7 protein-coding genes are annotated in these 8004 nt (G+C 50.2%); 6 read left to right on the top strand and 1 reads right to left on the bottom strand.

The window, feature by feature from the left end:
* Positions 1-441 precede the first annotated feature (441 nt).
* The 3 genes from HA51_RS05155 (at position 442) to HA51_RS05145 (ending at position 2943) form a co-directional block, all read left to right on the top strand.
* Positions 442-1374: an MFS transporter gene (locus HA51_RS05155; protein WP_084932678.1), complete on the top strand. Its 933-nt coding sequence runs from the start codon at positions 442-444 to the stop codon at positions 1372-1374.
* Complete coding sequence (locus HA51_RS05150; protein ID WP_084932675.1) at positions 1371-1631, top strand: hypothetical protein; 261 nt, start codon at positions 1371-1373, stop codon at positions 1629-1631. Before HA51_RS05155 ends, HA51_RS05150 begins: the two co-directional genes overlap by 4 nt.
* A 166-nt stretch (positions 1632-1797) precedes the next feature.
* A complete protein-coding gene (locus HA51_RS05145) occupies positions 1798-2943 on the top strand; it encodes a mandelate racemase/muconate lactonizing enzyme family protein (protein WP_084932673.1) in 1146 nt (381 codons plus the stop codon).
* A 166-nt stretch (positions 2944-3109) separates the two neighbouring features.
* Here HA51_RS05145 and HA51_RS05140 read toward each other — a convergent pair whose 3' ends face one another.
* On the bottom strand, positions 3110-3934 hold the full coding sequence (locus HA51_RS05140) for an IclR family transcriptional regulator (RefSeq protein ID WP_084932670.1): 825 nt from the start codon (positions 3932-3934) through the stop codon (positions 3110-3112).
* A gap of 325 nt (positions 3935-4259) precedes the next feature.
* Here HA51_RS05140 and HA51_RS05135 point away from each other — a divergent pair, with 325 nt between their 5' ends.
* The 3 genes from HA51_RS05135 to HA51_RS05125 are packed head-to-tail and all read left to right on the top strand — an operon-like array spanning position 4260 to position 8000.
* Positions 4260-5786, top strand: coding sequence for a sugar ABC transporter ATP-binding protein (locus tag HA51_RS05135; protein WP_084932729.1), 1527 nt, complete (start codon positions 4260-4262; stop codon positions 5784-5786).
* Positions 5787-5808: 22 nt separating this feature from the next.
* Positions 5809-6903, top strand: coding sequence for an ABC transporter permease (locus HA51_RS05130; protein ID WP_084932666.1), 1095 nt, complete (start codon positions 5809-5811; stop codon positions 6901-6903).
* Positions 6900-8000, top strand: coding sequence for an ABC transporter substrate-binding protein (locus HA51_RS05125; RefSeq protein ID WP_084932662.1), 1101 nt, complete (start codon positions 6900-6902; stop codon positions 7998-8000). Before HA51_RS05130 ends, HA51_RS05125 begins: the two co-directional genes overlap by 4 nt.
* Positions 8001-8004: the final 4 nt, after the last annotated feature.

Genomic DNA, 8004 nt, shown 5'->3' with positions numbered 1-8004 from the left:
CATCATCGGTCATGTACTGCGTCGAGTTTTCAATGGCTTCAGTCATTGGGCCTGATGAGGCAGTGATTTTATTCGTACCTGAGCGAAGATAAGACACAATATCCTCCTCACTCCATTTCCCTAAGCCTGAATGTGGATTTGAGGTGAGATCAGTTGCATACCAGCCCTGCAATGCTCCCCCCTGAAGATATGCTGAAGAATCTCTACCCAACAGGTTTTTTGCGGTATGGCATGAAGCACAATGTCCCGGTCCATCGACAAGGTATGCACCGCGATTAAATTGCTCGCTGGCAGTAGGTTGGGGCTTAAACACCTGGTCTTTGAAAAACAATAGATTATTAACCCGCTAGACTTCTTCACCATTCGGATTTTCAAAATAAATAAACATGCTGCCGCGCGGTAAAGTGACGGCCGTTCTCTCTACCCTGCAGGAGATGAATAATGTCTGGATTCGGTGCCTTAAAACAATCGGCTTTAATGAAACTACAAGGTCGGCAACGTTGGGGCGTATTAGCCTTACTCTGCTTACTCTGCTTACTTGCGGTCGTCAATAATATAGATCGACTCACGCTCTCTATTGCGGCGCCCATAATGCAAACTGAGTTGCATATTAATGCAACGGATATCGGGTTGCTGGGCAGCGCGTTTGCTTTGGCCTATGCATTCGGTCAGTTACCGTCGGGTTGGCTGGTCGATCGTTTTAGTCCCCGTATTTTACTGGGCGCTTCCGTCATTATCTGGAGTGCGGCAACGGTAGCGATGGGTTTCTCCTATACGCTAACCGGTTTTGTGCTGGCACGTATCTGGTTAGGACTGGCTGAAGCGCCGTCATTACCCGCAACGAATAAAATTGTTACCCGCTGGTTTCCGAAAAAAGAGCAGGGGATTGCCAATGCCAGTTGGGATGCCGCACTGAAAGTCGGGCCAGCATTTTTCACCTTTGCTTTAATCTGGATTGTGGCCGAAATAGGCTGGCGGGAAATGTATTTTATTGCCGGCGGTGTCGGCATCGTTGCTGCCGTTATTTTCTTTGTATTTTATCGTGACATTGAAAAAAATAATTCTCTTGCCGATGAAGAGCGCAACTATATTCAGCATGATGTTACCCCCATCAATACGACGCATCCCACGCCATGGGCAGCTTTATTCAAGCGCCAGACCATGTGGGGAATGATGGCTGGATTTTTATGCAATATGTGGGTTTACCAAATATTTTTAGTGTTTATTCCGCTTTATATCATTAGTCAGTTTGGCGTCAAGTTCGCCTCGCTGGGGTTTGTCGCCAGCGTTCCGTGGATTGGCGCGATTATCGGTGATCTGGTGAGTGGTGTGATTTCTGGCAAGCTTTCAGAACGCCAGGATGGAGTACATTGAAAGCCAAGAAAGTCACCATTATTGGAGCGTTGATATTACAAGCGATTGTGCTGGCGTTGCTGCCCTTCAATGGCATGTTTGGTCTGGGGGCTGGTTTACCGGTTGCTGTCACGCTGATGGCACTGGGGTTTAATGGCGGCGTTGTTGCTTATACCTGGTCAATTCCTGCTGAAGTCACGGCCCCCTCAACCGTCGCTTCTGTCGCGGCGGTAAAAATTTTGGTGGATTTTTGGGAGCAATCATTTCACCGCTGGTAGCGGGAGCGATTGTCGATGCGAAACATTCCTTTACGCTGGTCTTTCTGATTTAGGCGGCGGTTTCTCTGATCGGCGCAGGTATTTATGCTGGTTTCGTCGGCAAACCTATCGTGCATGCCGACAATAACGCCGCTTACATCCCGCACACTGCGCAGGAGACATTGAAATGAGAATCACTGAAGTTGAGACATTTATTTTAAAAAGCAAACTGGATCGCCCTTTTGCCTACTCGCAAGGTTGGGTACAGGGACGGTCAACCGTGCTGGTGCGCATTGCCACGGATGAGGGGATTGAAGGCTGGGGAGAAACCTTCAGCGTTGGCCTTCAGCCACCAGAGATTGCTGCCGCGACCATTGAAAGTGCATTAAAACCGTTGATTCTGGGGAAAGATCCGCGCAACACCGAAGTGCTTTGGCACGATATGTATGTGAAAACCCGCGACTATGGTCGAAAAGGTGTCGTGTTGGGAGCGATCAGTGCGGTCGATATTGCACTGTGGGATATTTGCGGGAAAGCCGCTAATTTGCCGTTGTGGCAATTGCTGGGCGGGGCATTCCGGGACACAGTGCAATGCTATGCCACAGGGTTTTTCCGTAGTGAAGGGCGGGGGCAGGCTGACGCAATGGCACACGAAGCACAGCGCCATAGTGAGTCAGGCTTTTCACTGATGAAGGTCAAACTCGGTTTTGGCATAGATGATGATGTGGCCGTGATGTCGCGTATCCGGGATGCGGTGGGTGATCGCTGTAATTTTATGGTGGACGTTAATCATGGTTATGGTGCGAATGACGCTATTCGTCTTGGGCGCGCGCTGGCAGATTACCATTTGCGTTGGATTGAAGAACCCGTGGTGCCGGAGGATTACGCAGGCTATCGCCGGGTAAGGGATGCGCTGGATATCCCTATCGCGGGTGGAGAAGCGGAATTTTCACTGTATGGGTTTCACGATCTTATCGCTTCTCAGGGCATTGATATCGCGCAACCGGATATCTGTCTGGCAGGCGGCTTTACCGCGCTGCGTCATATTAACGTGCTCGCCCTGGCGGGCGGCGTGCAGGTTAATCCGCACGTGTGGGGAACAGCAGTAGGGCAGTACGCATCGCTCCACATGATTGCTGCAACGCCCGTGACGCACTATGCACTTTATGCCAACCAGCCTTTGTTTGAATATGACACCTCATCCCATCCATTCCGCACGGCGCTGGTGGAAAATCCGCTGGAACATCAGCAAGGATGGCTTTCCTTACCTCAGGCTGCAGGGCTTGGGTTCATTATTAACCGTGAATTTTTAAGCAAGCATGCCTTGAGTTAATCTGCTCAGCTTGAGCGCTTCGGCGCTCAGTAAAAAGTCTTTCTGTCGCCAGTTATCGACTGCTTTGATGGCAAAGTGTGTTCAGGTTTCACGTCTCAACGCAGCCGAACTGGCTCATTTACAACTCAGAATAGCGTCGTCATTTCCCGCCCGGAAAAAGGAACTATCATTTCTGATTGTCATCGTAAAAGCCAAGCTCTTCTGAAATTGACCGGGCTGTAGCCACGACGGATGCCGTCAGCTTTTTAATTCCAACATGTTGGAGTTTGGCTGTTGGCAGGGAGATAGACACTGCATAGGGCACGCGCTTTTGAATATCGAACACGGGGGCTGCGATGCAGGATACGCCGAGTTCATTTTCTTCCCGATCCATGGACGTCTTCAGTTGGCGGATCGTTTTCAGCTCTTCCATCATTTCAGGCAATGAGGTAATCGTGTTTTTTGTTAATTTCTGGATAGTCTCCTGATGGCTACTCCAATACTGGGCGAGATAATCTTCACTACCCCAAGCCATAAAAATTTTGCCCATCGCTGAACAATAGAGTTCCATATGCTGGCCGATATAAGCACGTGTTCGCATCATGCCGGTGGTGGGCTCAAGCTTGTAAATAAGAATGACATGATCATCTTCACGACTGGAAAAATTAACGGTTTCACCCACCTCCAGATTCAGTTTTTCCAGATGAGGGGCAGCGACGTGAATGATATTCAGTGAGGAGAGCGCTTTCTGCCCGACAGAGATAAATTTGGTCGTTAGGCGATAGCTCCCTTGCGATGGAGCCTGTGTGACATAGCCGCTGTTATGCAACCCCTGTAGGAGGCGATGCACAGTACTTTTATTCATGCCGGACAGTTCAGCCAAATTGGCTAACGGGCATCCATTTGGGTAATTACTTAACAATTCAATGAGTTGTAATCCTCTAAATAGACTCTGTGTACCCAGTGGCTTATCACTTTTCTCTTCTCGTACTTTTCCTGCTTTTTCTACCATCCCCACTTCCTCTTAGTTTTCCTTCTCCGGCTAAAGAGCGGCCGACAGATCTTCACCCATGAACTCCACCCAAGGAGTCCTTAGCCAGATTGAGTATGAATTCTGAAGGAAAAATGCCTTCACTGGAAGTGAGTTGTAAATCACAAATCCGTAACATCAATTATAACTTACTGTATTTATTGTAAATATTTAATCTTCTCTTTTTTGCATTTCGCCCTTATCAGGAATATTATTTTTTGGAATCAAGTTTCGCATGTTGAAATTTGGCGGCGTTGAGAGGTTGATGCCGCTGTTGATGTTCATCAGAGACAAGCAGGAGGCGTTGATGCAGCAAAGCCCCAGAAAACCGGTTCTGACCCTGAGTCATATCACTAAACGTTTCGGCGGCACCCCCGCGGTTAACGATGTCAGCCTGGAGGTTTTTCCGGGTGAAGTTGTCGCTTTACTTGGAGAGAACGGGGCAGGTAAGTCGACGCTGATAAAAGTCATGGCCGGTGTTCATAGCCGGGACGAAGGAGATATCCGTTTCCATGATACCAGTATTGCCTCCGCAGCCAGCCTGAAGACGGCGACGCAACAGCCTATCGCATTCATTCATCAGGACCTCGGTCTGGTTGAGTGGATGACGGTGGCAGAAAATATGGCACTGGTCATGGGATTTACCCGACGTCTGGGTCTTATCGACTGGCGTGCTGTTCGTGAACGCTCTCGGTCTGCTCTGGAAGAAGTGGGAATCATGCTCGACCCTGACACCCGAGTTTTCGAATTGTCTCGTACCGAAAAATCACTACTAGCGATTGCCCGCGCGGTGGCTGTCAACGCAGAAGTGCTGGTGTTGGATGAACCAACGGCCTCGTTGCCTGCTAATGATGTGCGCCACCTTTTTGAAGTCATTAACCGCCTTAAAAGTCGTCAGGTCGGCATGATTTATGTCACCCATCGGCTTGACGAAGTCATTGAGATAGCAGACCGGATTTGTGTTATGCGCGATGGAAAAAGGGTGGCCACCGGCAATACAGCTGACTATCAGTTGCGCGATCTGGTTGAAATGATTGTTGGTGAAGCGCTGGAAGGGAACCAACGCCAGCCACTGCCAGAGGCAGACAGGCCGGTGCTCGAACTGGAGCAACTTTGCATCGACGAAGTAGGTCCGGTGACTTTTAGCTTACAGCCGGGTGAAATGCTAGCACTGGCGGGGTTACGAGGTGCCGGGCAGGAGGAGATTGGCCGCCTGCTGTTTGGTTTACGCCGGGCGACTTCGGGCAGTATTCAGTTCCGCGATAAGCCCTTCAGTCCGCAGACACCTCAGCAGGCAATGGCTGCGGGTGTTTCGTTAGTCGCGGGTGACAGAACAGGCGAAAGCCTGGTGATGTCAATGAGCGTGCGTGAAAACTTGTTTTTGAACCCCTGCGCCAGCGGTCATCGTCTTCTTTCCCGATACGGGCGTCGAGCAGAAATAGGCGCAAGCTGGTGGAAAGTCCAGCTGTTCGATGTCCGTCCAAAAGACGTCAACCTCGATATCGGTGCTTTATCTGGAGGCAATCAGCAAAAGGTGGTGATGGCTCGCTGGATGCACCTTAATGCCCCGTTATTGATACTTGAAGACCCTACTGCGGGCGTTGACGTAGGGGCCAGGGAAGAAATTTATCATCTGCTTAATAAGGCGTTGGATGAAGGAGTAGCGGTGCTGATTATTTCAAACGATCTTGAAGAAATCGCCCATATCTGCAACCGGGCTCTGGTCTTTAACCGCGGTCAGGTCGTTGGTGAATTAAAGAATGAACAGGTTACGTTTGCCAGTTTGCTTGAGCTGGCTTCTGCCAGCAGTGCTGCTCCATTAACTATCGTCTGAGAAGGAAGGCAGGAGAAAAATTATGTCTAAAACATCCGTAAAATCCACCGCGCTGGAGCAACGAGTGAGCCTTGCACAGCATGGCCTCGCGGCCTGGACGATGCAGATCATGACTCGCTACGGCTTGTTAGTACTCTGTGTGCTGCTGACCCTGCTATTTTCAATTTTGTCTCCGTCATTTGCATCCATGCTGACCTTACAGGCGATCCTGTCCAGCAAGGCTAAAATCGCGCTGCTGGCACTGGCTGCAACCCTCCCCATGATTGTCGGGAAAATCGACCTGAATGTAGGATTCGGTATTGTCCTCTGGCACATCCTCGCCATTACTTTGCAGGTAGAATACGGTTTTTCCTGGCAGATGGCGGTTCTCACGGTGCTGGTTATCTCGGCACTTTATGGTTTGCTAAACGGAATTCTTGTTGCCCTGGCTGACATCGACAGCTTTGTCGCAACCCTGGGGTCAGGAACCGTTCTGTATGCCGTTGCACTATGGCACTCAGGCGGCAGGCAAATCGTTGGTGATCTTCCTGATGCTTTCAGCGCTCTTCATCATACCGAGCTGTTTGGTATTCCTGTTGGGGCTTTCTATGTGTTGGTCGTTGCACTGGTGTTGTGGTTAATTACTGAACATACCCCGCTTGGGCGCTGCATGTATGCGGTGGGTGGCAATCCTACCGCTGCACGTTTGAATGGCATTGCGGTGAATAAATACATCATAGGAACCTTCATTGCTTCCAGTGTCTTGACGGGTTTTAGCGGTGTCCTGATCGCAGCAGAGCAAGGTGTGGGACAGGCCAGCGTCGGTATGGACTATCTTTTGCCCGCGCTCGTGGGCGCCTTCCTCGGCAGCACCACAATCCGCCCTGGGCGAGTTAACGTCTGGGGAACCGTGGTTGGCATTGCCATTCTTGCCATCGGCATTGCAGGTATCCAGCAGTTCGGTGGCGATTTCTGGGTTGAGCCGTTGTTTAACGGTGCAACGTTGCTTCTGTCGATTACGCTTGCCGGCTACGCCCAGCGTCGACGCATGCTGAACCAAAAAGCGGTGGTGCGCAGCCAAAACACACCGGCCTCTGACTCAAAACAAAAAACCATCATTCCAGGGAATCCATCATGAAAAATAAGGTATTGAGCTTCACTTTCGCGGCCTTGTGCGTAGCATCCGTCTCCGCGAAAGCGGATAGCTACCTTGATACAGCGACTGCCGCGGTGGCAAAGGCCACGGCCAGTTCCAGTACCTGGGATGGTCCGACGGTCGGTCCAAAACTGCAACCTAATAAAAAAATCATTTTTATCGCCTCAGACATGAAAAATGGTGGTGTCCAGGGTGTGCAACAGGGCCTCAGTGAAGCCGCTAAGGTGGCTGGCTGGAAGCTTGAGACTCTTGACGGAGGCGGTTCGGTTAAAGACCAACTTTCGGCTCTGAACCAGGCGATTGCTCAACGCCCTGATGGCATTGTTATTGGTGGCTGGAACCCTAATGTGGCAAAAATACCGCTGAAAAAAGCTAAAGAGCAAAAAATTGTGCTCATGGCCTGGCATGCGGAGCCGCAACCGGGACCCATTGAAAAATATGGCATTACAAACAATATCACCTCTGATTCGAATGATGTCGCACGTCTGGCTGCGCAGTACGCAGTGGTGCGCTCTGGCGGTAAAGCTGAGGTACTGATTTTCACTGATTCGCTCTACCAGATAGCACTGGATAAAGCGAACACGATGAAGCAGGAAATTGAGAAATGCAGCGGTTGTAAGGTCGTCGAATTCATTGACACGCCGCTTGCAGATACCTCAAACCGTATGCCCTCAATGACATTCAGTTTATTGCAGAAGCACGGTGACCATTTCCAGTACGCTTTGGCAATCAACGATCTCTATTTTGATTTTATGGCCCCAGCGTTAAAAACAGCCGGTAAGGGTGGCGGTAAGGCGCCTTTCAATATTTCTGCGGGAGACGGTTCAATCTCAGCCTTCCAGCGCATTCGAAACGGTGACAGCCAGATTGCCACTGTAGCGGAACCACTGAAACTTCATGGGTGGCAGCTGCTTGACGAGTTCAACCGTGCATTTGCCGGACAACCTTCTTCAGGCTATGTCACGCCCGCTCATTTAATCACCAAAGATAACATCGCCAATGATGGTGGTCCTGAAAATAATTACGACCCGGCTAACGACTATCAAGGCCATTACAAAGCCATTTGGGAAGTGAAATAAAGGA

Source organism: Pantoea rwandensis, from assembly GCF_002095475.1.
Taxonomy (GTDB): domain Bacteria; phylum Pseudomonadota; class Gammaproteobacteria; order Enterobacterales; family Enterobacteriaceae; genus Pantoea; species Pantoea rwandensis.
This window is presented reverse-complemented; position numbering and strand designations above follow the sequence as displayed.